At 67.8% G+C, this 22,389-nt stretch carries 23 protein-coding genes; 12 read left to right on the top strand and 11 right to left on the bottom strand.

All coding sequences use genetic code 11. The features are described 5' to 3' along the window. The first annotated feature begins 12 nt into the window (after nt 1–12). A complete protein-coding gene (locus ACTJI2_RS05580) occupies nt 13–1,239 on the top strand; it encodes a molybdopterin molybdotransferase MoeA (protein WP_440841394.1) in 1,227 nt (408 codons plus the stop codon). A gap of 44 nt (nt 1,240–1,283) precedes the next feature. Beyond that, the gene (gene moeB, locus ACTJI2_RS05575) at nt 1,284–2,420 is read left to right on the top strand and encodes a molybdopterin-synthase adenylyltransferase MoeB (RefSeq protein ID WP_192198712.1); all 1,137 of its coding nucleotides are present in this window, start codon (nt 1,284–1,286) and stop codon (nt 2,418–2,420) included. A 37-nt stretch (nt 2,421–2,457) separates the two neighbouring features. Here the strand turns inward: moeB and ACTJI2_RS05570 are convergent, their stop codons facing one another. Next, on the bottom strand, nt 2,458–3,390 hold the full coding sequence (locus tag ACTJI2_RS05570) for a LysR substrate-binding domain-containing protein (RefSeq protein WP_440841393.1): 933 nt from the start codon (nt 3,388–3,390) through the stop codon (nt 2,458–2,460). Nucleotides 3,391–3,494: 104 nt separating this feature from the next. Here ACTJI2_RS05570 and ACTJI2_RS05565 point away from each other — a divergent pair, with 104 nt between their 5' ends. The 4 genes from ACTJI2_RS05565 (at nt 3,495) to ACTJI2_RS05550 (ending at nt 7,753) form a co-directional block, all read left to right on the top strand. Beyond that, nucleotides 3,495–4,265: an SDR family oxidoreductase gene (locus ACTJI2_RS05565; RefSeq protein ID WP_203322451.1), complete on the top strand. Its 771-nt coding sequence runs from the start codon at nt 3,495–3,497 to the stop codon at nt 4,263–4,265. A 124-nt stretch (nt 4,266–4,389) separates the two neighbouring features. After that, entirely contained in the window at nt 4,390–4,641 is a 252-nt protein-coding gene (locus tag ACTJI2_RS05560; RefSeq protein WP_192198710.1) for a hypothetical protein, read from the top strand. Nucleotides 4,642–4,661: 20 nt separating this feature from the next. Beyond that, the gene (locus ACTJI2_RS05555; RefSeq protein ID WP_440841392.1) at nt 4,662–5,858 is read left to right on the top strand and encodes a low temperature requirement protein A; all 1,197 of its coding nucleotides are present in this window, start codon (nt 4,662–4,664) and stop codon (nt 5,856–5,858) included. 56 nt (nt 5,859–5,914) lie between these two features. Beyond that, entirely contained in the window at nt 5,915–7,753 is a 1,839-nt protein-coding gene (locus ACTJI2_RS05550; RefSeq protein WP_203322454.1) for a monovalent cation:proton antiporter-2 (CPA2) family protein, read from the top strand. Here the strand turns inward: ACTJI2_RS05550 and ACTJI2_RS05545 are convergent. Then, nucleotides 7,728–8,549 carry an alpha/beta hydrolase gene (locus tag ACTJI2_RS05545; protein WP_440841391.1) on the bottom strand — a complete coding sequence of 274 codons (822 nt, stop codon included), beginning with the start codon at nt 8,547–8,549 and terminating at the stop codon, nt 7,728–7,730. The two genes, ACTJI2_RS05550 and ACTJI2_RS05545, sit on opposite strands and share 26 nt — an antisense overlap. Before the next feature lie 16 nt (nt 8,550–8,565). Then, entirely contained in the window at nt 8,566–8,862 is a 297-nt protein-coding gene (locus ACTJI2_RS05540; protein ID WP_192198706.1) for a DUF1244 domain-containing protein, read from the bottom strand. Between the two features lie 113 nt (nt 8,863–8,975). Between ACTJI2_RS05540 and folD the strand changes: the two genes are divergently transcribed. From folD to ACTJI2_RS05520, 4 genes are all read left to right on the top strand, one after another. Continuing rightward, nucleotides 8,976–9,842: a bifunctional methylenetetrahydrofolate dehydrogenase/methenyltetrahydrofolate cyclohydrolase FolD gene (folD, locus tag ACTJI2_RS05535; RefSeq protein WP_192198705.1), complete on the top strand. Its 867-nt coding sequence runs from the start codon at nt 8,976–8,978 to the stop codon at nt 9,840–9,842. Between the two features lie 73 nt (nt 9,843–9,915). Beyond that, nucleotides 9,916–11,373: an IMP dehydrogenase gene (gene guaB / locus ACTJI2_RS05530; RefSeq protein WP_183636688.1), complete on the top strand. Its 1,458-nt coding sequence runs from the start codon at nt 9,916–9,918 to the stop codon at nt 11,371–11,373. 71 nt (nt 11,374–11,444) lie between these two features. Then, entirely contained in the window at nt 11,445–13,046 is a 1,602-nt protein-coding gene (guaA, locus tag ACTJI2_RS05525) for a glutamine-hydrolyzing GMP synthase (RefSeq protein WP_183636685.1), read from the top strand. A 139-nt stretch (nt 13,047–13,185) separates the two neighbouring features. Continuing rightward, nucleotides 13,186–13,614: a YciI family protein gene (locus ACTJI2_RS05520; protein WP_183636683.1), complete on the top strand. Its 429-nt coding sequence runs from the start codon at nt 13,186–13,188 to the stop codon at nt 13,612–13,614. A 16-nt stretch (nt 13,615–13,630) separates the two neighbouring features. Here the strand turns inward: ACTJI2_RS05520 and ACTJI2_RS05515 are convergent, their stop codons facing one another. From ACTJI2_RS05515 to ACTJI2_RS05485, 7 genes are all read right to left on the bottom strand, one after another. Next, nucleotides 13,631–14,056, bottom strand: a complete 426-nt coding sequence (locus ACTJI2_RS05515; RefSeq protein WP_440841390.1) for a DoxX family protein — start codon at nt 14,054–14,056, stop codon at nt 13,631–13,633. A 223-nt stretch (nt 14,057–14,279) separates the two neighbouring features. Continuing rightward, complete coding sequence (locus ACTJI2_RS05510) at nt 14,280–14,918, bottom strand: response regulator transcription factor (RefSeq protein ID WP_440841389.1); 639 nt, start codon at nt 14,916–14,918, stop codon at nt 14,280–14,282. Between the two features lie 10 nt (nt 14,919–14,928). Then, a complete protein-coding gene (locus tag ACTJI2_RS05505) occupies nt 14,929–15,984 on the bottom strand; it encodes a sensor histidine kinase (protein WP_440841388.1) in 1,056 nt (351 codons plus the stop codon). A 91-nt stretch (nt 15,985–16,075) separates the two neighbouring features. After that, the gene (locus tag ACTJI2_RS05500) at nt 16,076–16,813 is read right to left on the bottom strand and encodes an MgtC/SapB family protein (protein ID WP_318289178.1); all 738 of its coding nucleotides are present in this window, start codon (nt 16,811–16,813) and stop codon (nt 16,076–16,078) included. 34 nt (nt 16,814–16,847) lie between these two features. Further along, on the bottom strand, nt 16,848–19,607 hold the full coding sequence (mgtA, locus tag ACTJI2_RS05495; RefSeq protein ID WP_440841386.1) for a magnesium-translocating P-type ATPase: 2,760 nt from the start codon (nt 19,605–19,607) through the stop codon (nt 16,848–16,850). A 57-nt stretch (nt 19,608–19,664) separates the two neighbouring features. Beyond that, nucleotides 19,665–19,967: a hypothetical protein gene (locus tag ACTJI2_RS05490; RefSeq protein ID WP_440841385.1), complete on the bottom strand. Its 303-nt coding sequence runs from the start codon at nt 19,965–19,967 to the stop codon at nt 19,665–19,667. Continuing rightward, nucleotides 19,964–20,260: a hypothetical protein gene (locus ACTJI2_RS05485; protein ID WP_192198693.1), complete on the bottom strand. Its 297-nt coding sequence runs from the start codon at nt 20,258–20,260 to the stop codon at nt 19,964–19,966. Before ACTJI2_RS05485 ends, ACTJI2_RS05490 begins: the two co-directional genes overlap by 4 nt. Nucleotides 20,261–20,650: 390 nt before the next feature. On the opposite strand from ACTJI2_RS05485, the gene tadA reads away from it, so the two are divergent. Then, nucleotides 20,651–21,130 carry a tRNA adenosine(34) deaminase TadA gene (gene tadA / locus ACTJI2_RS05480; RefSeq protein ID WP_183636658.1) on the top strand — a complete coding sequence of 160 codons (480 nt, stop codon included), beginning with the start codon at nt 20,651–20,653 and terminating at the stop codon, nt 21,128–21,130. A gap of 75 nt (nt 21,131–21,205) precedes the next feature. Here the strand turns inward: tadA and ACTJI2_RS05475 are convergent, their stop codons facing one another. Then, complete coding sequence (locus tag ACTJI2_RS05475; protein WP_183636655.1) at nt 21,206–21,658, bottom strand: DUF2721 domain-containing protein; 453 nt, start codon at nt 21,656–21,658, stop codon at nt 21,206–21,208. Between the two features lie 95 nt (nt 21,659–21,753). On the opposite strand from ACTJI2_RS05475, the gene orn reads away from it, so the two are divergent. Beyond that, nucleotides 21,754–22,314: an oligoribonuclease gene (gene orn / locus ACTJI2_RS05470; protein WP_192198691.1), complete on the top strand. Its 561-nt coding sequence runs from the start codon at nt 21,754–21,756 to the stop codon at nt 22,312–22,314. Nucleotides 22,315–22,389: the final 75 nt, after the last annotated feature.

Raw genomic sequence — 22,389 nt, 5'->3', positions numbered from 1 at the left:
GCCATTCCCGGCATGCCTGCGGACATTCCCGGCCGGCTCGCGTTCGATGAAGCGCTGGCGATCGTCCGCACGGTGGCCATGGCGCGTGCGCTCGGGGCCGAACGCGTCCCGGTCCGCCGCGCCGAAGGCCGGATCCTGGCGGAACCCATCACCGCGCCCATCGCGCTGCCGCCATTCGACAACAGCCGGATGGACGGATTCGCGCTGCGTCATGCCGATCTTGCCGGCGCCGGACAGCCGCCGCGCCTGCGCATCGCCGGCGAACAATACGCCGGTGCCGGCCTGGGTGATGCGGCGATCGCCGCGGGCACCTGCGTCCGCATCACCACTGGCGCGGCGCTGCCGGCCGACGCGGACATGGTCGTCATCAAGGAAGATGTCCGTGAGGACGGCGGGTGGATTGAACTGGCGGATGTGCCGGTCGTGGGAGCGGACATCCGGCGCGCGGGCGAGGATGTCGCGGCCGGGGAACCGATCCTGGCCGCGGGACAGGTGCTGAGCCCGGTCCGGGCCAGCCTGCTGGCGGCCCTGGGCATCGCGGATGTCGCGGTGAGGCGACGGCCGACGGTGGCGGTGTTCACCACCGGCGATGAACTGGTCGAACCGGGGATGCCGCTGCCGCCGGGGCGCATCTACAACAGCAATCGCGAACTGCTGATGGGATTGCTCCGTCAGCAAGGACTCGAACCGACCGCGTGGCCGACCCTGCCGGACGACCCCGAACGGGTCCGCAGCCAGTTGGAAGACGCCGCGTCGGCATTCGATGTCGTGCTGACCTGCGGCGGGGTTTCCGCCGGCGAGAAGGATTTCCTGCCCGGTTTCCTCGCCGGCAGCGGGCGGATCCATTTCTGGAGGGTGCGGATGAAGCCGGGCATGCCGGTCCTGTTCGGCGAACGGGAACAGGCGGTATTCCTGTCGTTGCCGGGCAATCCGGTCTCGGTGCTGGCGACCTTCCTTGCGCTGGGCGTTCCGCTGCTGGACGGCCTGCAAGGTCGAAGCGAAGCCCGGCCACGCTGGCATGCGCGACTGGCTGCGCCCTGGCGGAAAAACCATGTTCGCCACGAGTTCCTGCGAGGCCGGCTGCAACCGGATGCGGATGGGGTGCTGCGCGTGGTTCCGAACGCCGCCGATGCCTCGCATCGACTGCGTGGCGCCGCCGACAGCAACGCGCTGATCGTGCTGCCGGAAGGCGAGCGCGAGTACGCCGTGGACGACGTGGTGGAAATCCTGCCGTACTGACCGGCGCGGACGCCGGCGTCGGCGAACTGCGCGATAATCCGCGCATGGACATCCGTGAAATCACCCCGGCACAGGTGCGCGAACATCTGTCCCACGGCGCCGTCTTCATCGACGTGCGCGAGGAACACGAGCGGGTGGGCGGCCAGGCCGAAGGCGCCATCGGCGTGGCCAAGGGCGACCTGCTGGCCGACCCGTCCCGCCATCTTCCCGATCCGCAACGCGAGGTCGTGCTGATCTGCCAGCGCGGCGGTCGCTCGATGGATGCGGCCAGGTCGTTGCAGGCGGCCGGCTATGCGCGATTGCTGTCGGTCGCCGGCGGAACCAGTCGCTGGATCGCCGATGGGTTGCCGGTGGTCAAGCCGCAACTCGACGCGGAAGCCGCCGATTTCTACGACCGCTACTCGCGCCACCTGCTGTTGCCGGAAGTCGGGGTGGAAGGGCAGCGTCGCCTGCGCGAGGCGCGGGTACTGATGATCGGGGCCGGGGGCCTGGGCTCGCCGGCCGGTTATTACCTGGCTGCGGCCGGCATCGGCCACCTGCGCATCGCCGACGATGACGTCGTCGATCGCAGCAACCTGCAGCGGCAGATTCTCCATACCGAGGCGCGCATCGGCCAGGCCAAGGTCGATTCCGCGCAGGCCACGCTCAACGCGCTCAATCCCGGCACCCGGATTGAAGCGGTGCAGGAACGGGTCACTTCGGCCAACGTCGAGCGCCTGCTGGAAGGCGTGGACGTGGTGCTGGACGGCGCCGACAACTTCCCGGTGCGCTATCTGCTCAACGACGCCTGCGTGAAGCTGGGCAAGCCGCTCGTCTACGGCGCGGTGCAACGTTTCGAGGGGCAGGTGAGCGTGTTCGATGCGGGCCGCCATCGCGGACAGGCGCCGTGCTACCGCTGCCTGTTCCCGGAACCGCCACCGCCGGAATTCGCCCCCAACTGCGCCGAGGCCGGCGTGCTCGGCGTCCTGCCGGGGGTCATCGGACTGCTCCAGGCCACCGAGGTGATCAAGCTGCTGCTGGGCGCGGGCGAACCGCTGAGCGGGCGGCTGCTGCATTTCGATGCGCTCGGCATGCGGTTCCGCGAGACCCGTCTGCGCGCCGATCCGCATTGCCCGGTCTGTGCGCCCGGCGTGGCGTTCCCCGGCTACATCGACTACGCCAGGTTCTGCGGGGTGGGGTGATCGCGCACCACCGCGATAGCGCGATGGCGCCGCGGGTTCAACGGGTGTAACCGGAAGAGGAGGGCGGCTGGGCATGCGGCGAAATCTGCGACTCCAGCCAGTCGACGAACAGCCGCAGCAGCCGTGACTGGCGCCGGCGCGGGGGATACAGCACCGCGATCGGCAGGCTGGGCGGCTGGAAGCCGGGGATGAGGATTTCCCGCAGTTCGCCGCGCGCAATCAGGTGCGCCACGTCGTAGCGCGGTACCTGGATGACGCCCAGCCCGGCCAGGCAGCAGGCGATGTAGGCCTCCGCGTTGCTCACCGCCACGCGTCCATGCATGGCCAGCTCGTGCGTGCGCCCGTGCCGGTCGTCGAGGTACTCCCAGAGTTCCGGCTTGCCTGCGGCGACGCGGCCGAAATGGACCGCGGGCAACAGGGCCAGTCCTTGCAGATCGGTGGGCATGCCGTGTTCGGCCAGCAATGCGGGGCTGGCGCAGGTGGTCTGCGGCAACCGGCCCAGTGGGCGGCTGGCCAGATCCTGCTCACCTGATTCGCCCACCCGCAGCACGCAGTCGATGCCTTCCTCCAGCAGATCGCTGAACTTGTCAGTGCTGCCCAGTTCCAGGCGGACATCCGGGTAGCGGCGCAGGAAGTCGGGCAGCGCCGGCGCAATCAGGCGGCGGGCGATGCGCGCCGGCACCTCCACCCGCAGCAGCCCTTCGGGCGGCTGTTCGGCGCGGAACAGGCCATCGACCTCGGTGGCCTCCGAGAGCAGGCGGCCGGCGCGTTCGTACAGCAGTTCGCCCTCGCCGGTCAGGCGGACCCGGCGGGTGGTGCGCTGGAACAGGCTCACGCCCAGCCGCTCCTCCAGTTTCTGGATGGCGGCGGACACCGAAGAGGTCGCCAGGCCCAGGCCGTCAGCGGCGCGGGTGAAGCTGCCGGTCTCGGCCACGCGCTGGAAGATCGCCAGGGATTGGAGCAGGTCCATGATCGATTGTTCGGTCGCGCCGAAAAGACTTTGAGATTCCGCTCTGTTTATCAGAGAAATCCGAGAATTCAAACTGCCGGCTCCCCTCACTCCTGGAGCACGTCATGAGCCATTCCCTGCAAGGCAAGGTCGCCGTGATCGCCGGCGGCGGCAAGAACCTGGGCGCCCTGATTGCCCGCCAGTTCGCGGAAGCGGGCGCAGCGGGCATCGTCATCCACTACAACAGCGATGCTTCCCGCGCCGACGCCGAGCGCACGGCCAACGAGCTGAAAGCCGGCGGCACCGATGCCATCCTGTTCCAGGGCGATCTGTCGGTGGTCGGCAACAATGTCGAACTGTTCGAGCGCGCCGTGCAGCACTTCGGTCGCGCGGACATCGCGGTCAATACCGCTGGCGTGGTCATCAAGAAGCCGATCCTGGAGGTCACGGAAGACGACTACGACCGCAGTTTCGCCGCCAACTCGAAAGCGGCCTTCTTCTTCATCCAGCAGGCCGGCAAGTCGCTGTCGGACGGCGGCAAGATCGTCACCATCGTCAGTTCGTTGCTGGCCGCCTATACCCCGTTCTATGCGGTCTATCCGGGCAGCAAGGCGCCGGTGGAACACTACACCCGCGCCGCCTCCAAGGAATTCGGCGCACGCGGCATCTCGGTGAACGCGATCGGCCCGGGACCGATGGACACGCCGTTCTTCTACGGCCAGGAAACCGCCGAGTCCACCGCCTACCACAGCACCGCGGCGGCGCTCAGCGCCTACTCGAAGAAGGGCCTGACCGATATCGGGGACATCGCTCCGATCGTGCGCTTCCTGGTCACCGACGGCTGGTGGATCACCGGCCAGACGATCTTCGCCAACGGCGGCTACACCACGCGTTGACGCGCCGACAAGGTCCGCCGCCCCGGCCGTGGCGCGGCGGTGGACCTTGGGTTATGTTCGCGCCGTGGGGGCCTGGCGGACGCCACGGCCGGTCACGACAATCTCCACTTCGAAGGGGAACGGGATGCGTACGCTGATCCTGATCGTGCTGGGACTGGTGCTGGCCACGTTGGCCATGCATTTCGCGCCGGCCGCCAAGCGGGGGCTGTGGGCCGGCGGTTTCGCGCTGGCCTGGCTGGGCGTGGTGGGCTGGAACCTGCGCACCGGCCTGTCGCATGGCTACTCGCTGGGCGAGGAACTGCCCATCCAGTTGCTCATCTATGCCGTGCCCGTCGCCGCGGCACTGGCGTGGTGGCTGCGCACGCGTCCCCACTGAACCCATCGAGGCCGCGCCGCATGGAAACGAACGGGTCATGGCTGCGCACGCGTGGCCAGCGGGACAGCGGCAAGGTCTCGATGACCGAACTGTTCTTCGATCTGGTGTTCGTGTTCGCGGTGACCCAGCTGTCGCACACCCTGCTCGAGCATCTGGATCTGGGCGGGTTCCTGCGGACATCGGTGCTGTTCCTGGCGGTCTGGTGGCTGTGGATCTTCACTTCGTGGTGCACCAACTGGCTGAATCCGGATACGACCGCGGTGCGGTTGTTGCTGTTCGCGCTGATGCTGGGCGGGCTGGTGCTGTCCTCGTCGATTCCGCAGGCATTCGGCGCGGCGGGGCTGGCATTCGGACTGCTGTTCGCGATCATGCAGGTGGGACGCTCGCTGTTCATGGTGCACGCCTTTCGCGGACATCGGGAGCAGCGCGACAACTTCCTGCGAATGAGCCTGTGGCTATTGCTGTCTGGCGCGTTCTGGCTTGCCGGCGGCATGCTGGAAGGCGAGCAGCGGCTGATCTGCTGGATCATCGCCCTGGGCATCGAGTACTTGGCGCCCGCGCTGTATTTCCAGGTGCCGGGCCTGGGGCGGTCGCGGACCAGCGACTGGGACGTGGACGGTGCGCACCTGGCCGAACGCTGCATGCTGTTCGTGATCATCGCGTTGGGCGAGTCGTTGCTGGTCACCGGCGCCACCTTTGCCGGCCTGGCCTTGACACCGGTGACCATGGCCGCCTTCCTGGCCGCCTTCCTGGGCAGCGTGGCGATGTGGTGGGTGTACTTCGACTCGGGCGCGGAACATGCCAGTCACCGCATCGCCCATTCCGAGGATCCCGGTCGCCTGGCGCGGGTGGCATACACCTATACGCACCTGCTGATCGTCGCGGGCATCATCGTCTGCGCGGTGGCCGACGAACTGGTGCTGGTACATCCGGAGCACGCCTCGCCGGCGGGGATCGTCGCGATCCTGGGCGGTCCCGTGCTCTACCTGAGCGGCAATGCGGTGTTCAAATGGCTCACTAGTGAGCGCCGTTTCCCGCCGCTTTCGCATCTGACCGGACTGGTCCTGTTGGCGCTGATGGGGGGCTGGGCCGCGCTGGCACATCCATCCGCGCTGTCGCTGGGCATCGGCACGACCCTGGTGATGATGATGGTGGCGATCTGGGAAACACGGGCGCTGCGCAAGGGCAGGATGCGCGGGCAGGCGTCCGAAGCCTGAGCGCGATGGGTTGATCGCGATGCCAGGCAGGGGCGGGTGACGCTAGACTGGTTGCCATGTCAGTCGAATCCACCACCAGCGACCTGGTCAAGGTCGTCGCCCTGCTGGGCGCGGCCGTCGTCGCCGTGCCGATCTTCCGTCGCCTCGGCCTGGGCTCCGTGCTCGGCTACCTCGCCGCCGGCCTGCTGATCGGTCCGTTCGGGCTGGGCTGGTTCTCCGACGCACAGGCCATCCTCCACGTCGCCGAACTGGGCGTGGTGATGTTCCTGTTCGTGATCGGTCTGGAGATGCGGCCCTCGCATTTGTGGAGCCTGCGCGGCGAGATCTTCGGACTCGGCACGTTGCAGATCCTGGCCTGCGGCGTCGCGCTGACCGGCGTGGGGCTGGCGTTCGGGTATTCGTTGCCGGTGTCCTTCATCGGCGCGATGGGCTTCGTGCTGACCTCCACCGCGGTGGTCATGCAGTTGCTGGGCGAGCGTGGCGACATAGCGCTGCCACGCGGACAGCGCATCGTGTCGATCCTGCTGTTCGAGGACCTGCTGATCGTTCCGCTGCTGGCGGTGGTCGCGCTGATGTCGCCGGACGTCGCTGCCCGTGGCGGCGAATCCCGCTGGATCGGTATCGGTATCGCGGCGGCCTCGGTGGCCGGACTGGTTGCGGCCGGCATCTGGCTGCTCAACCCGCTGTTCCGGATCCTGGCGGCGGCGCGTGCGCGCGAAGTGATGACCGCGGCCGCGCTGCTGGTGGTGCTGGGCGCGGCGCTGCTGATGCAACTGGGCGGCCTGTCGATGGCGATGGGCGCGTTCCTGGCCGGCGTGCTGCTGTCCGAATCCACCTTCCGCCACCAGATCGAGGCGGACATCGAGCCTTTCCGCGGCATCCTGCTGGGCCTGTTCTTCCTCGGCGTCGGCATGGCCCTGGACCTGGGCGTGGTATGGGGCCATTGGCCGCTGATCCTGAGCGCAGTGCTGGCGATGATGCTGGTCAAGGCCATCGCCATCTACGTGGTCGCGCGGTTGACCCGGACCTGCCATGCCGAAGCGCTGGACCGCGCGGTGGTCATGGCGCAGGGCGGCGAGTTCGCCTTCGTGCTGTTCGGCGCCGCCGCCGCGGCGCATGTCATCGATGCGGAGATCGCCGCCAACCTGACCGCGATCGTCGTCCTGTCGATGGCGCTGACACCGTTGTTCGCCACCTTGTTCCGCCGCTTCGCGCCCAAGACCCAGGCCAACCTGGAAGGCGTGGACAAGGCCGAAGGCCTGAGCGGCAGCGTGCTGATCATCGGCTTCGGCCGCTTCGGCCAGGTGATGAGCCAGTCGCTGCTGGCGCGCGACGTGGACGTGACCATCATCGACAACGACATCGAGATGATCCGCAGTGCCGAGGAATTCGGCTTCAAGATCTACTACGGGGACGGCACCCGCCTGGATGTGCTGCATGCTTCCGGAGCCGACAGCGCCCGTGCCATCGCGGTCTGCATCGACAAGCGCGAGTCGGCCAGCCGGATTGTCGAACTGGCCCGGCAGGAGTTTCCGCAGGCCAAGCTGCTGGTGCGTTCGTTCGATCGCGAGCATTCGCTGGCGCTGGTCGCCGCTGGCGTCGATTACCAGATCCGCGAGACCTTCGAGTCCGCCGTGAACTTCGGCGAAGCGGCCCTGATCCAGTTGGGCGTGCCGGAGGACGAAGCCGCCGAGATCGCCGCGGAAGTCCGTCGGCTGGACGCCGAGCGGTTCGAACTGGAAATCGCCGCGGGCGATGTGCGCGCCGGCATCCCGCTGATGCGCGGCAACCAGCCGTTCAAGCCGAGCCCCACGCCGTTCACGCCGCCCCGGCGCGAGGCGCGGGCGCTCAACGACGAGGCCGCGCAGGTCATCGGCGAAGAGGAAGAGGAGTAGTTTCCCGGCGCATGGGGGCCTGCGAGCCTTCACGCAGGAAATCGGCAATGCCCGACCAGTAGCGCGGCGATGCGGACAGATCATCGTGTCCCGCATCGGCGAATGCGATCACGCGCGGCGGGGTCGCTGCCGCCGCGATCAGCCGGTCCGTGTGCGCGGGCGGCACCACGGCATCGTGCCCGGCGCGCAGCAGCAGCCATTCGCCCCGATGCGCGGGCAGGTGATGGACCGACTCGTAGCGATCACGCAGCAGCCAGCGCACCGGCAACCAGGGGTAGTGCGTGCCGGCGACCGCGGCGAGGCTGTCGAAGGGCGTGACCAGCACCAGCCGATCGACCGGCCGCCGCGCCGCGACCTGTACCGCGATGCCGCTGCCGAGACTTCGCCCGATCACCGCGATGCGGCCGTTCGGATGACGTTTGCGGACTTCGTCATGGAGGGCCAGCGCGTCGGCCACCAGCGTGGCTTCGTCCGGAGTACCGGCATTGGGACCATAGCCGCGATAAGGCAGCAGGTAGACGCTCCAGTCCGGCAGCGCACGGTCGAAATCGGCGGCGTTGTCCTGCACGCGCTCGGCATTGCCGCCGAAGTAGATCAGCGCGTCGGCCTGGCCGGGATGCAGGTGCCATCCGTGCAGGGTCAGATCGCCGCGCCGCAGTTCGAAATCGGTGCCGGCAACCGGCGTGCGCGTGGCCTGCGGGAAATAGATGAAATGGCGCTGCTGCGCGTACATGCCGGCGCACAGTGCCAACCAGAGCAGCGGGGGCAGGGCGGCGAGGGCCAGCCACGGCCACATGCGGCGCCTCCGCGCGTCAGCCATGCCGCTTCCTGGCGGCCTCGAACGCCGCCAGCTGCTCCGGCGTGGCCTCCGGCTGGTGGCGCGCTTTCCATTCGGCGAACGGCATGCCATAGACGCGCTCGCGCGCCTGCTCCTTGTCCATCGGCTGTCCGTGCTCGGTGGCGGCCTCCCGGTACCAGTCGGCCAGGCAGTTGCGGCAGAAGCCGGCCAGGATCATCAGATCGATGTTCTGCACGTCCGGGCGCTGCTCGTTCAGGTGCTGGAGCAGGCGGCGGAAGGCGGCGGCTTCGATGGCGGTGGTGTCGTTCATGCGGGTTCCTGTGGTGGCGTCTCCGCGGGGCGGCCGCGTCGCCGCTCACACAGGAATGCCGGAATCGGGGAGAATATGCGGACTCTACACCGCTCCGATCCCCTCCGATCCCGATGACTGCCCGAATCCTGGACGGCCGCCGCGTTGCCGAAAACCTGCTCGACGAACTGAAGGCGAGGGTGGACGCACGCCTGGCCGCGGGCGGCGACCGGCCGGGGCTGGCGGTGGTGCTGGTGGGCGGCGATCCCGCGTCCACCGTGTACGTGCGCAACAAGCGCCGGGCGGCGGAAAAGGTCGGCATCCACGCCTACGACTACGATTTGCCCGCAGGCACCAGCGAGGCGCAACTGCTGGCGCTGATCGACCAGTTGAACGCGGATCCGAAGATCCACGGCATCCTGGTGCAATTGCCGCTCCCGGGCATCCCCGACGCCAGCCGGCTGATCGAGCGCATCGACCCACGCAAGGACGTGGACGGTTTCCATCCGGCCAACGTCGGCCACCTGGCCCTGCGCCAGTTCGGCCTGCGCCCGTGCACGCCGCGCGGCATCACCACCCTGCTGGCCTACACCGACCGGCCGGTGCGCGGCCAGAACGCCACCATCGTGGGCGTCAGCAACCACGTCGGCCGGCCGATGGCGCTGGAACTGCTGATCGCCGGCTGCACGGTGACCAGCTGCCACAAGTTCACCCCGCCGGACGTGCTGGAAGCGCGGGTCCGCGACGCCGATATCCTGGTAGTGGCGGTGGGCCGGCCGGGACTGATTCCGGGGCAGTGGGTCAAGCCGGGCGCGGTGGTCATCGACGTGGGCATCAACCGGCTCGACGACGGGCGCCTGGTGGGCGACGTGGGCTTCGACGCCGCCGCCGCGCGGGCCAGCTGGATCACGCCCGTACCGGGCGGGGTGGGGCCGATGACCGTGGCCACGCTGATGCAGAACACCCTGGAAGCCGCGGAAGCCGCGCTGGCGGCACGCTGAATCCCGCTGGCCGCTGACAATCAGGGCCGCAACGGGCTACAATATCGCGCTTCCCCACACTCCGGGTCCGCCGATGCTGCGCATCCAGGCTGAAGCACTGACTTACGACGACGTCTCGCTCGTCCCCGCCCACTCCATCGTCCTGCCGAAAGACGTCAGCCTGGGGACGCGCCTCACGCGCGAACTCCGCCTGAACCTGCCGATCGTCTCGGCGGCCATGGATACCGTCACCGAAGCCCGCCTGGCCATCGCGATGGCGCAGATGGGCGGCATCGGCATCGTCCACAAGAACCTGACCGTCGAACAGCAGGCCGCGGAAGTGGCCAAGGTCAAGAAGTTCGAGGCCGGCGTCATCAAGGAACCGTTCACCGTCGGTCCCGAGACGACGATCGCCGAAGTCCTCAAGCTGACCCGCGCGCGCAACATTTCCGGCGTGCCGGTGGTCGACGGCGGCCAGCTGGTCGGCATCGTCACCAGCCGCGACATGCGCTTCGAGACCAAGCTCGACGATCCGGTCCGCCACATCATGACCAAGAAGGACCGGCTGATCACGGTCCGCGAAGGCGCCAGCGACGCCGAAGTGCTGCAACTGCTGCACAAGCACCGCATCGAGAAGGTGCTGGTGGTCAACGACGGCTTCGAACTGCGTGGCCTGATCACCGTCAAGGACATCCAGAAGAAGACCGACAATCCCAACGCCGCCAAGGACAGCGCCAGCCGCCTGGTCGTCGGCGCCGCGGTGGGTGTGGGCGGCGATACCGATCAGCGCGTGGAAGCCCTGGTGGCGGCCGGCGTTGACGTCGTCATCGTCGATACCGCGCACGGCCATTCACAGGGCGTGCTGGATCGCGTGGCCTGGGTCAAGAAGCGCTTCCCGTCGCTGCAGGTCATCGGCGGCAACATCGTCACCGGCGACGCCGCGCTGGCGCTGATGGACGCCGGCGCCGACGCGGTCAAGGTCGGCGTGGGCCCGGGTTCGATCTGCACCACCCGCATGGTCGCCGGCGTGGGCGTGCCGCAGATCACCGCGGTCGACATGGTCGCCGAGGCGCTGCAGGACCGCATCCCGCTGATCGCCGACGGCGGCATCCGCTATTCCGGCGACATCGGCAAGGCGATCGCCGCCGGTGCGTCCACGGTGATGATCGGCGGCCTGTTCGCCGGCACCGAGGAAGCTCCGGGCGAAGTCGAGCTGTTCCAGGGCCGCAGCTACAAGAGCTACCGTGGCATGGGCAGCCTGGGCGCGATGGAGAAGGGGTCCAAGGATCGCTATTTCCAGGATGCTAGCGACGCCGACAAGCTGGTGCCCGAAGGCATCGAAGGCCGCGTGCCGTACCGCGGTTCGGTTGGCGGCATCATCCATCAGCTGGTGGGCGGCCTGCGCGCCACCATGGGCTACGTGGGTTGCGCGACCATCGAGGAGATGCGCAGCAAGCCGAAGTTCGTGGTGATCACCGGCGCCGGCCAGCGCGAGAGCCACGTCCACGACGTGCAGATCACGAAGGAACCGCCGAACTATCGGATGGGGTGAACCCATCCGATGGGATGAGGTGATTCGGGATTCGAGATTCGATAAAAGAACCAGTACCAGTGCGAGGAAGTATGTCCGGCGTTTCCGAATCCCCAATCTCCAATCCCCAATCCCGGCTTCACGACGACAAAATCCTCATCCTCGATTTCGGCGCGCAGTACACGCAGCTGATTGCCCGGCGCATCCGCGAGATCGGTGTCTACTGCGAAATCTGGGCCTGGGATCATGATCCCGAGGAAATCGCGAAGTTCGGTGCCAAGGGCATCATTCTTTCCGGCGGCCCCGAATCCACCACGCTGCCGGGTGCGCCGAAGGCGCCGCAGCAGGTGTTCGACGCCGGCCTGCCGATTCTCGGCATCTGCTATGGCATGCAGACCCTGGCCGCGCAACTGGGCGGCGCCACCGAAGCGGCCGACGCCCGCGAGTTCGGCCACGCCGAAGTCGAGCTGGTGGCGCATGACGCGCTGCTGGGCGGGCTGACCGACCATGACGGCGATCCGCGCATCGACGTATGGATGAGCCATGGCGACCACGTTGCCAAGGCGCCACCGGGCTGGACGATTACCGCTGTCACCGACCGCATCCCGGTTGCCGCGATGGCGCTGGAGGAAAAGCGCTGGTACGGCGTGCAGTTCCATCCGGAAGTCACCCACACCAAGCAGGGCCAGACCCTGCTGCGCCGCTTCGTCGCCGAAATCTGCGGCTGCAAGACCCTGTGGACCGCCGCCAACATCATCGACGACCAGATTGCCCGCGTGCGCGAGCAGGTCGGCTCCGACGAGGTCATCCTCGGCCTTTCCGGCGGTGTGGATTCCTCGGTGGTGGCCGCGCTGCTGCACAAGGCCATCGGCGAACAGCTGACCTGCGTGTTCGTGGACACCGGGCTGCTGCGCTGGCAGGAAGGCGACCAGGTGATGGCGATGTTCGCCGAGCACATGGGCGTGAAGATCGTGCGGGTCAATGCCGCCGAGCGCTATTTCAAGGCGCTGGAAGGCGTCAGCGATCCGGAAGCCAAGCGCAAGATCATCGGCAACCTGTTCGTCGAAATCTTCGAGGAAGAGTCGAACAAGCTGAAGAACGCCAAGTGGCTGGCGCAGGGCACCATCTATCCGGACGTGATCGAGTCGGCCGGCAGCAAGACCGGCAAGGCCCACGTCATCAAGAGCCACCACAACGTCGGCGGCCTGCCCGAGCACATGAAGCTGGGGCTGGTCGAACCGCTGCGCGAACTGTTCAAGGACGAAGTGCGCCGGCTGGGTGTGGAACTGGGCCTGCCGCGCACGATGGTGTACCGCCATCCGTTCCCGGGCCCGGGCCTGGGCGTGCGCATCCTGGGCGAGGTCAAGGCCGAGTACGCCGACCTGCTGGCGCGCGCCGATGCCATCTTCATCGAGGAACTGCGCAAGGCCGACTGGTACGACAAGGTCAGCCAGGCGTTCGCGGTGTTCCTGCCGGTCAAGTCGGTCGGCGTGGTCGGCGACGCCCGCGCCTACGAGTGGGTGATCGCGCTGCGCGCGGTCGAGACCATCGATTTCATGACCGCCCATTGGGCGCACCTGCCGTATGACCTGCTGGGCACCGTTTCCAACAGGATTATCAATGAGTTGCGTGGTGTTTCTCGTGTCGTTTATGACATCAGCGGAAAGCCGCCCGCCACTATCGAGTGGGAGTAGTCCGCGGCACGGCTCCCACCTTATGGAACAATGATTTATCGGTTGTTCCTGAGTAGCTTTCGAGGTGCGTCGATAGCCGCTCCGCTGGTTCGTCGTCCAGATGAGCCGTCAATGGGGCGGACTCCAACAGGAGACAGACATGCGCGTACTGGTTTTCGTGAAAGCCATCGAGGGCGGCGACAAGATCGGCGACCCCACGCCCGAGGCGCTTGAAGCCTTCGCGGCGATGGACCGGTTCACCGAGGAACTCGTCCAGGCCGGCATCTTCGTGGCCGCCGCAGGCCTCAAGAACAACGGCGAGGCCAAGCGCCTCAGTTACGACGGCGCCCACCTGACGGTCACCGACGGACCGTTTGCCGAGACCAAGGAACTGATCGCCGGCTTCTCGATCTGGGAGGTCAAGGACATCGACGAGGCCATGGCCTGGGCGAGGCGCGCGCCGATGTCGGGCCCGAGCGAAATCGAAATCCGGCCGTTCTACGAGGCGGCGGATCTGGCCGATTTCGTGAGCCCCGAGGAATTGGCGACGCCTCGCGAGGGGGAGCGCGGGAAGCTCGGCGTCGCCTGAAACCACCGGCGCTGTTTCAGCGCGGCATCGCAAGGTTTGCGCGATGCCGCTGGTGGCTGGCGATGGCGGCGGCGATCAGGCCACCGACGACCGAGACGTGTTCCAGGGCGAAGAACAGCGACAACTGCGCCTGGCCGCCGCTCTGGCTCCAGAAGGTGTGCACGATCAGGATGGTCAGGATCAGGAACACGGACAGTACCGCCGCGCCGAGCCACACGAGCCGATCCAGCAGGATCAGCGTCGCGCCACCGAGCAGTACGCCGATGGTGGCCAGGTTGAAGAACGGCGCCGGTTCCAGGCCGGCGCCGCGCATCTCCTGCATGCCGGCGTCGAAATCAATCAGTTTGGCCAGGCCGGAGGAGACGAACACCACCGCCAGGGCCAGGCGGGCGATGAACCACAGGATTGGACTTTCGAGCAGGGCGGCGACGGTCTTCGGCATCTCGGTTTCTTTTCGCGAGGGAGGAAAGCGCGCGGCCGGCGCAAGGCCGGGTACCGGAAACAAAATTCCGGCGGCCGCATTCAGGCGAGTGTCGCCCCTCAAGTGGACTTGAGGTCAAGCGCGTGCGCGCATGTTTCGCGAGCGGGTGGGAACCCGCGCTCCGTCGATGACCAGGACGTATCCGGAGGAAGCCTGCCCGGCAAGCGCCGCCGCGCAATCCAGCTCAGGACGCCTGCAGGCGGTCGTACATCCGCACCAGATCCACCAGCGTCTTCGCCTGCATCTTGCGCATCAACTGTGCGCGCCGGACTTTCACTGTGATCTCGCTGACCCCCAGATCCGCGGCAATCTGCTTGTTGAGCCGGCCCCGCACCACGCCCTGGATCACCGCCTGCTCGCCCGCGTTGAGCGAGGCCCAACGCTGGCGCAGTTCGTCGATGGCACCTTCTTCCGTGCGGCGCGCGCGATCCTGCTCGATGCCGCGCTGGATCGCGTCCAGCAGTTCCTGATCCCGGAAGGGCTTGGTCAGGAATTCGAGCGCGCCGTTCTTCATCGCTTCCACGCCCATGGCGATGTCGCCGTGGCCGGTGATGAAGATGACCGGCAGGGCGATGCCCAGTTCGCCCATCTGCCGATGGAAATCCATGCCGCTCTGTCCGGGCATGCGCACATCGAGGATCAGGCAGCCGGGCGCGTCCTCGCGCGGAGCGGCGAGGAAGTCGCTCACCGACCCGAACACACGCACCCGCAGGCCGACCGAGGCCAGCAGATCCTCCAGCGCCGCGCGCACCGAGCGATCGTCATCGATCACATGGACGATCGGCTCCGGAGCAGGGACGACGGGAGGGCGGACTCGATTCATGCCACTGTCCTCATGCGGACGTCCCCGGTGCGGGAGGAAGCTCGAACACCAGTTCGGCACCGCCTTGCGCGCGGTTCGCCGCACGGATGCTGCCTCCGCTGGCCTGGATGATGCCGCGGCTGATGCTCAGCCCCAGGCCGAGACCGTCGGCCTTGGTGGTCCAGAAAGCCTCGAAAGGCTGGTCATCCATCGCCGCGGGCAGGCCGCTGCCGGTGTCGGCCACGCTCACGCGCACCCGTCCGTCGGGCGCGCGTGCGCTGCCCACGCGCAGCGAGCGCCGGCCCGGCGGAGTGGCCGACATCGCCTCCACCGCGTTCAGGACCAGATTGGCGAGCACCTGCTGGATCTGCACGCGATCGGCGAACACCGGCGGCAGTTCCTCGGACAGTTCCAGCGTGACGTGGACGCCGTGGCGCTCCAGTTCCGCGCGCGCCAGCGACAGGACTTCCTCGATGGCCGGATTGATGGCGAAGGCCTGCGGTTGTTGCGCTTGCCCGCGGGTCATGCCGCGGACGCGGACGATGACGTCGCTGGCACGCTGCGCGTCATCCAGGATGCGCTCCACCGCCTGCCGCGCCTTGTCCAGGTTCGGCGGCGACTGCGCCAGCCAGCGCTGGCAGGCGTTGCCGCTGGTGACGATTGCGGCCAGCGGCTGGTTGACCTCGTGGGCGATGGAGGTGGTCAGTTCGCCCAAAGTGGAGGCACGTGCCACCCGCAGCAGCCGGGCCTGCGCGTCCTGGGCGTCGGCGCGCGCGGCTTCCATCTTCAGCGCCAGATAGGTGGTGACCATGATCGTGACGATGCCGATGCCGGAGTTGATCAGGCCCACCCGGTAATTGCCGAAACCGGACAGGGCGAAGCTCAGCAGGGTCAGCAGGATGCAGGCGCAGGCCAGGATCGTGAGCTGGCGCGCCGACAGCCGTCGCGCGGCCGCCAGGATCACCACCGTATAGAAACCCGCCGCCGCGACCGCATAGTCGGTGGAGGTATCGGCGACGAAGATGGCGGCCATGACCGCCAGCGCGACGGCGACGCCCAGGCCCAGGCGGGAAGAGTTGACGCGCATGATCCCGGTGTCCGTGTCCCCGTGGCGATGCTCAGGCCGGCGCAGGATAGCATCGGCGCCTTTGCCGGGACGGGCGCATCGCTTCGCCCGGTCATTCCTCGGCGCTGGCGTTCCAGAACGCCTGCGTCACGCCCGGCAGGCGCGAGATGGCCGTCATCACCGCGTCCAGTTCGTCGGCGTCGACCGCCGTCGCGTACAGGACCGCTTCGAGCTCGATTTCCTCGCTGCCAAAGGGTTGCTGCTCGATTGAACGGATCGGATAGTGCGCGGCCTCCAGCAGGTCGGTGGTCCGCTGCAGCACGCCGATCTGGGCGGCGCGCCGGCAGACCACGCGCACGACGTAGGTCGCCTCGCTGAACTCCTCCTGCACCGGCCGGCGATTGATGCGATTGACGACCGGGCGCAGGACGGTGTTCGCGGTGAGCACGAACAGCGCCGCCATCGCCGCCTCCGGCAACAGCTTGGCGCCGGCGCAGGCGCCGACCGCTGCCGAGCCCCACAGCGTCGCCGCCGTGTTCAGGCCGGAAACCTGCGCGCCTTCCTTCATGATCGCGCCGGCACCGAGGAAGCCGATGCCGGAGATGACGTAGGCCACCACCTGCAACGGTGTGGGGGTGCCCCCGTGCAGGGCGTGGAAACGCACCGCCAGATCGACGAACACGGCCGCGCCCACCGCGACCAGGGTATTGGTGCGCAGGCCCGCCGTGCGCTGGCGGACCTGCCGTTCGAAGCCGATCAGCGAGCCGAGCAGGAAAGCCGTGCCCAGGCTGATCAGCGAACTCAGGGTCGCTCCGGCGTCGAACGGTGGCAGATGGGGATCCAGGTTCATGTCGTACTCGCTCGCGGACGGCGTGGCCGCCCGCTCATTGCCAGCCGAAGCGGCGGATGTAGAAACGCTTCAACAAGGTGGTCAGGACCGCGTAGCCCAGCAGGATGGCCACCAGGAACGGCCAGTAGCCGGCCGGCAGGGCCTGCAGCCCGAAGTAGCCGGCCAACGGGCTCATGGGCAGCAACACGCCGATGAGCATGATCACGCCGGTCATCGCCAGCAGCGCGGGTGCGGCCAGGCTCTGCACGAACGGCAGCCGCGGCGTGCGGATCATGTGCACGATCAGGGTCTGGGTGAGCAGGCCGACCACGAACCAGCCGGACTGGAACAGGCCCTGTTCGGCCACGGTGTCGGCGGCGAACACATGCCACATCACCACGAAGCAGGTGATGTCGAAGATCGAGCTGATCGGGCCGAAGAACACCATGAAGCGGCCGATGTCGCCCGGATTCCACTTCAGCGGCCGGCGCACCAGTTCCTCGTCCACGTGGTCGAACGGGATGGCGATCTGCGACACGTCGTACAGCAGGTTCTGCACCAGCAGTTGCAGCGGCAGCATCGGCAGGAACGGCAGGAACGCCGAGGCCACCAGCACCGAGAACACGTTGCCGAAGTTGGAACTGGCGGTCATGCGGATGTACTTGAGCATGTTGCAGAAGGTGCGACGGCCCTGGATCACGCCTTCCTCCAGCACCATCAGGCTCTTTTCCAGCAGGATGATGTCGGCGGCCTCCTTGGCGATGTCCACCGCGCCGTCCACGCTGATGCCGATGTCGGCCGCGCGCAGCGCCGGCGCGTCGTTGATGCCGTCGCCGAGGAAGCCGACCACCTTGCCCTGTCCGCGCAGGGCGCGCACCAGGCGCTCCTTGTGCAGCGGGGTGAGCCGGGCGAACACGCGGTAGCGCTGGACGGCGGCGGTCAGGCTGGCGTCGCTCATCCGGTCCAGTTGCGGACCGGTGATCACCGCGTCGCCTTCCAGGCCGACCTGCGAGCACACCCGGGCGGCGACCAGTTCGTTGTCGCCGGTCAGCACCTTCACTTCCACGCCATGGTCGGCCAGGGCGCGCAGGGCCGGCGCCGCCGATTCCTTGGGCGGATCGAGAAAGGCCACGTAGCCCACCAGGATCAGATCGCGTTCGTCGGTGACGGAATAGGCGTCGCGGGCGGGCGGGGTTTCCTTCATCGCCACCGCGACCACCCGCAGGCCTTCCTCGTTGAGCTCCTGGGTGACCCGGCGGACCCGCGCGAGCATCCGGGAATCCAGCGGCACCACGGTGTCGCCGTCGCGGACCTGCGTGCAGACCGCCAGCATTTCCTCGACCGCGCCCTTGCAGATCAGTTCATGGTGATCCTCGCGTTCGGACACCACCACCGACATCCGGCGGCGTTCGAAGTCGAACGGGATTTCGTCGACCTTGCGGTAGTCCTGGGCGAGCCGAAGCTCGGTCTGCAGTTCGACGTGCTCCAGCACCGCGCGATCCAGCAGGTTCTTCAATCCGGTCTGGTAGTGGCTGTTGAGGTAGGCAAACTTGAGCACGTCCTCCGAATCGTTCCCGAACACGTCGGTGTGGCGTTCCAGCGCGATCCGGTCCTGGGTCAGGGTGCCGGTCTTGTCGGTGCACAGCACCTCCATCGCGCCGAAATTCTGGATCGCGTCCAGCCGCTTGACGATGACTTTCCGCCGCGCCAGCAATACCGCACCCTTGGCCAGGGTGGAGGTGACGATCATCGGCAGCATTTCCGGGGTCAGCCCGACCGCGACCGACAGGGCGAACAGGAACGCCTCCATCCAGTCGCCCTTGGTGAAGCCGTTGATCAGCAGCACGAACGGGACCATCACCAGGGCGAAACGGATCAGCAGCCAGCTGACGCTGTTGACGCCGGCCTGGAACGCGGTGGGCGCATGGTCGCTGGCGGTGACCCGATGCGCGACGGCGCCGAAGCAGGTTTCCGCGCCGGTCGCCACCACCAGCGCGGTGGCGGTGCCGGAAACGACGTTCGTGCCCATGAACAACAGGTTGTTCTGTTCGAGCGCGCCGCCTTCGTCCCTGCTGGCCTCGGCGAATTTTTCCACCGGCAGCGATTCGCCGGTCATCGCCGCCTGGGCGACGAACAGATCCTTGGCGACCAGCACCCGGCAGTCGGCGGGAATCATGTCGCCGGCCGACAGCACGATGTGATCCCCGGGCACCAGATCGCGGATCGGGACTTCCTGCCGGCTGGGCGGACGGCGCGAATGCAGTCGGGTGCCGAAGTAGCGCTCGGCGACATCGGCCGCTTCGGTGCCCAGGTCGCGCCGGATCACGGTGGCGGTGTTGCCGACCAGCGCCTTGAGCCGCTCGGCCGCGCGGTTGGAGCGTCCTTCCTGGAAGAACCGGATCAGGGTGGACAGCAGCACCATGATGCCGATGACAACGGTCGCCTTGGCGTCCTCGGTGAGGTAGGAAACGGCCGCCAGCACGGTCAGCAGGAGGTTGAAGGGATTGCGGTAGCACTGCCACAGGTGGCGCCACCACGGCAGCGGCTTTTCGTGATCGACCTCGTTGGGACCGAAGCGCGCGCGGCGCTCCGCGGCTTCGGCCAGGCTCAGGCCGTCCTCATGGGAGGCCAGCCGCGACAGCGCGGCGGGCAGATCGTCCCGCGCCACCTGTGACAGGGTCCGGGACGGAAGCAGGGGAGCCGTGCGTGCATCGGCCCGGCCGAAGCCGGCCTCGGGCATCGCGCGACGGCCGAACAGGCCGGCGGCGCGGCGGCTGCGCAGAAAGGCATCGAACCAGGTCTTGAGCAGGTTCATGTGAAACTCCTGGAAGGGAAGGGCAACCGCACGACGACGCGATGTCGGCCGGACGATTCAGGCGAGGGGGTCGAACGCATCGGCGGTGGTGGGCACGACTTCCCAGCGCACGGCGCGCACGCCGGGATGGCAGGACATGAGTCGCACCAGCCGGGCCAGTTCGCGGCGTCCTTCCCCGGGCGCGTCGATGCCGAGGACGATGGCCTGTTCGCGCCGGTGCACGAATCTGAGATGCAGGCCGCGCGCGCGTCGGATGCGGGCTTCGACCGTGTCGCTCCAGCCGGTGCGCAGGCGCAGGCTGACACGGAAGAAATGGAAGTTCGGCGGGGCGACGGACGCCTGTGAGGGGCGCGTCTTCATGGGCCATATCCACCGGACAGCGGGATGGACGCGCTTGGCAATGCGGTGGCGCGCGTGGGACGGCACAGCGATTCCAACTGCGCGCGGGCTGGCGGCGGCAGATGCGGCAGGACGCGGATCCGGCCCCGCAACGGCAGCAACGACAACGCATCGGCCGAGACGCGCGAGGAACAGGTGGAGAGCGCGCCGGCGAATGCGGCGGCGCCATGCTCTGCATAGAGGCGGCGCAAGGCGACGACATCGCGTGCGCAAAGGGCGCCGCGCAGCGCGGGATAGAGGAACGTGCGATTCATGGTGACCTCCGGGACGACGCCCGCGGGGTCACCGGCGATCAGGCGCGAAGGGACCCCGGCAGCGGCGCCGGTTGTGTGCGGGACGATGTGGTTGGGGACGCGGCGAAGCGCCCGTCAGGGTCGGGGTCCATGGGAAATCTCCGGGAAGCGCACCTGTGCGCGGAAGCGGGAGACGCATCGGCGCGGTCATCGACCGCCGTTGCGTGATGGTGGAATTATCCGCGCGCCATCGCGGCACGCCTAGGCTGCGGTGGTTTGGCCGGGATATACCTGCGTATATAGGGGATGGCATGGCGCGCGCGCCATGGGCCGCGTACCGGCCATCACATTGACGTTCGTGGTCCGCTTCGACCACGATGGCGCACTTCTCGCCGAAATCCACCCCGCAAGATGGCCACGCCCGACGACGATATCCGCTGGATGCAGCATGCGCTGGCGCTGGCCGAGCGCGCCGAACGCGAGGATGACGAGATTCCGGTGGGCGCGGTGCTGGTGGATGCCGACGGGCAGGTGCTGGGCGAGGGCTGGAACCGCAACCTGGCCGAACACGACCCCACCGCGCACGCGGAGATCGTCGCCATGCGTCGCGCCGGGCAGGCGCTGGGCAACCATCGGCTGATCGGCACGACCCTGTACGTCACCCTGGAGCCTTGCGCGATGTGCGCGATGGCGCTGGTGCATGCGCGGGTGGCGCGGGTGGTCTACGGCGCGGCCGATCCGAAGACCGGCGCCTGTGGCAGCGTGTTCGATCTGCTGACCGACCCGCGCCACAACCATCGCGTTGAAGTGCAGGGCGGCGTGCTGGGAGAAGAAGCCAGCCGTCGCTTGACCAACTATTTCCGCGCCAAGCGCGGCCGCCCGCTCCTGTAGAGCGGAGCTTGCTCCGCTGCTTTCCGCAGCTTGTCCGGGAGGGAAGCGCCACGCGTCAGCGGAGCAAGCTCCGCCCTACCGGCGTTTGACGTGGCGGTGGTCCATTTCCTCGTTGATGGCGGTCACCGCCAGGGTGGATTCACGCGCCAGCAACAGGCTGGCGGCGAGCATCGCCAGAACCCCGACCGCCGCCAGCCAGGTGGGCAGGCTACCCAGCCGGTGTTCGAGGAAGGTGTCGACGGCCACGGCCAGGCTGGTGCCGACGAAGCAGCTGATCGCGGCGTACAGGAGCTGGCCGGCGCGCAGGATGATCAGGCTGCGGCGGCGCTGCAGGCGGATGCGCATCTCGTAGAGCTGGCGTTCGTGCTCGTCCTCGACGTCGACCAGCTCGCGCAGCAGGGTGCGGGCGCGGTCGATGATGCGGGCCAAGCGGTTGTTGGCCGACAGCAGCAGGGAGGCGGTGGCGGTCAGGAAGAACGCGGGCGCCAGCATCGCGGTCAGGACGGCATAGTGCGCGAAATTGTTCATGGGCCGGTCGTGGTGGGCGTCTGCGTTATGATGACATCACGCGGATTTCCCGCAACGCGCCGGATTCCCGGCCTCATTCCCCGACGGACAGGTGCATGACAGCCAGCAACGCGAACAACGACCGACTCATCTGGATCGACCTGGAAATGACCGGGTTGGACACGGGCGGAGACTCCATTCTGGAGATCGCCACGGTGGTCACCGATTCGCAGTTGAACGTGCTGGCCGAGGGGCCGGAACTGGCCATCGCCCATCCGCTGGAGGCGCTGGAAGCCATGGACGACTGGAACCGCAACCAGCATCGCAAGTCCGGGCTGTGGCAGCGGGTCCTGGACAGCCAGGTCAGCCTGGGCCAGGCCGAGGCGCTGACCGTGGCCTTCCTCAACGAATGGGTGCCGGCCAACGCGTCGCCGATGTGCGGCAATTCCATCTGCCAGGATCGGCGCTTCCTGCACCGCCTGATGCCGCGGCTGGAGAAATATTTCCATTACCGCAACCTCGACGTCAGCACCTTGAAGGAACTGGCGCGCCGCTGGGCCCCGCCGGTGCTGGAGGGCGTGCGCAAGCAGGCCGCGCACACCGCGCTCAGCGACGTGCGCGATTCCATCGAGGAACTGCGCCACTATCGCAAGCACCTGGCCGAACTGGCCGGCTGAGGCCGCGCTTTTCCCGTCCCTGTGGGAGCGACGTGAGTCGCGATGGCCCCGTTCGGAAAGTATCCGGTCGCGACT

The sequence above is a fragment of the Pseudoxanthomonas sp. 22568 genome (assembly GCF_052044485.1).
GTDB classification, from domain to species: Bacteria; Pseudomonadota; Gammaproteobacteria; order Xanthomonadales; family Xanthomonadaceae; genus Pseudoxanthomonas_A; species Pseudoxanthomonas_A beigongshangi.
This window is presented reverse-complemented; position numbering and strand designations above follow the sequence as displayed.

Excerpts from the sequence above, each read along its gene's own strand:
- mgtA (WP_440841386.1), bottom strand. The coding sequence starts at position 19,607 with ATGAACCTGCTCAAGACCTGGTTCGATGCCTTTCTGCGCAGCCGCCGC.
- ACTJI2_RS05555 (WP_440841392.1), top strand. The coding sequence starts at position 4,662 with ATGGAAACGAACGGGTCATGGCTGCGCACGCGTGGCCAGCGGGACAGC.
- ACTJI2_RS05490 (WP_440841385.1), bottom strand. The coding sequence starts at position 19,967 with ATGAAGACGCGCCCCTCACAGGCGTCCGTCGCCCCGCCGAACTTCCAT.
- ACTJI2_RS05485 (WP_192198693.1), bottom strand. The coding sequence starts at position 20,260 with ATGAATCGCACGTTCCTCTATCCCGCGCTGCGCGGCGCCCTTTGCGCA.
- ACTJI2_RS05580 (WP_440841394.1), top strand. The coding sequence starts at position 13 with ATGCCTGCGGACATTCCCGGCCGGCTCGCGTTCGATGAAGCGCTGGCG.
- ACTJI2_RS05515 (WP_440841390.1), bottom strand. The coding sequence starts at position 14,056 with ATGCCGAAGACCGTCGCCGCCCTGCTCGAAAGTCCAATCCTGTGGTTC.
- ACTJI2_RS05565 (WP_203322451.1), top strand. The coding sequence starts at position 3,495 with ATGAGCCATTCCCTGCAAGGCAAGGTCGCCGTGATCGCCGGCGGCGGC.
- ACTJI2_RS05560 (WP_192198710.1), top strand. The coding sequence starts at position 4,390 with ATGCGTACGCTGATCCTGATCGTGCTGGGACTGGTGCTGGCCACGTTG.
- ACTJI2_RS05500 (WP_318289178.1), bottom strand. The coding sequence starts at position 16,813 with ATGAACCTGGATCCCCATCTGCCACCGTTCGACGCCGGAGCGACCCTG.
- ACTJI2_RS05550 (WP_203322454.1), top strand. The coding sequence starts at position 5,915 with ATGTCAGTCGAATCCACCACCAGCGACCTGGTCAAGGTCGTCGCCCTG.
- ACTJI2_RS05545 (WP_440841391.1), bottom strand. The coding sequence starts at position 8,549 with ATGTGGCCGTGGCTGGCCCTCGCCGCCCTGCCCCCGCTGCTCTGGTTG.
- orn (WP_192198691.1), top strand. The coding sequence starts at position 21,754 with ATGACAGCCAGCAACGCGAACAACGACCGACTCATCTGGATCGACCTG.
- ACTJI2_RS05540 (WP_192198706.1), bottom strand. The coding sequence starts at position 8,862 with ATGAACGACACCACCGCCATCGAAGCCGCCGCCTTCCGCCGCCTGCTC.
- ACTJI2_RS05505 (WP_440841388.1), bottom strand. The coding sequence starts at position 15,984 with ATGCGCGTCAACTCTTCCCGCCTGGGCCTGGGCGTCGCCGTCGCGCTG.
- tadA (WP_183636658.1), top strand. The coding sequence starts at position 20,651 with ATGGCCACGCCCGACGACGATATCCGCTGGATGCAGCATGCGCTGGCG.
- guaA (WP_183636685.1), top strand. The coding sequence starts at position 11,445 with ATGTCCGGCGTTTCCGAATCCCCAATCTCCAATCCCCAATCCCGGCTT.
- ACTJI2_RS05475 (WP_183636655.1), bottom strand. The coding sequence starts at position 21,658 with ATGAACAATTTCGCGCACTATGCCGTCCTGACCGCGATGCTGGCGCCC.
- moeB (WP_192198712.1), top strand. The coding sequence starts at position 1,284 with ATGGACATCCGTGAAATCACCCCGGCACAGGTGCGCGAACATCTGTCC.
- folD (WP_192198705.1), top strand. The coding sequence starts at position 8,976 with ATGACTGCCCGAATCCTGGACGGCCGCCGCGTTGCCGAAAACCTGCTC.
- ACTJI2_RS05570 (WP_440841393.1), bottom strand. The coding sequence starts at position 3,390 with ATGGACCTGCTCCAATCCCTGGCGATCTTCCAGCGCGTGGCCGAGACC.
- ACTJI2_RS05510 (WP_440841389.1), bottom strand. The coding sequence starts at position 14,918 with ATGAATCGAGTCCGCCCTCCCGTCGTCCCTGCTCCGGAGCCGATCGTC.
- ACTJI2_RS05520 (WP_183636683.1), top strand. The coding sequence starts at position 13,186 with ATGCGCGTACTGGTTTTCGTGAAAGCCATCGAGGGCGGCGACAAGATC.
- guaB (WP_183636688.1), top strand. The coding sequence starts at position 9,916 with ATGCTGCGCATCCAGGCTGAAGCACTGACTTACGACGACGTCTCGCTC.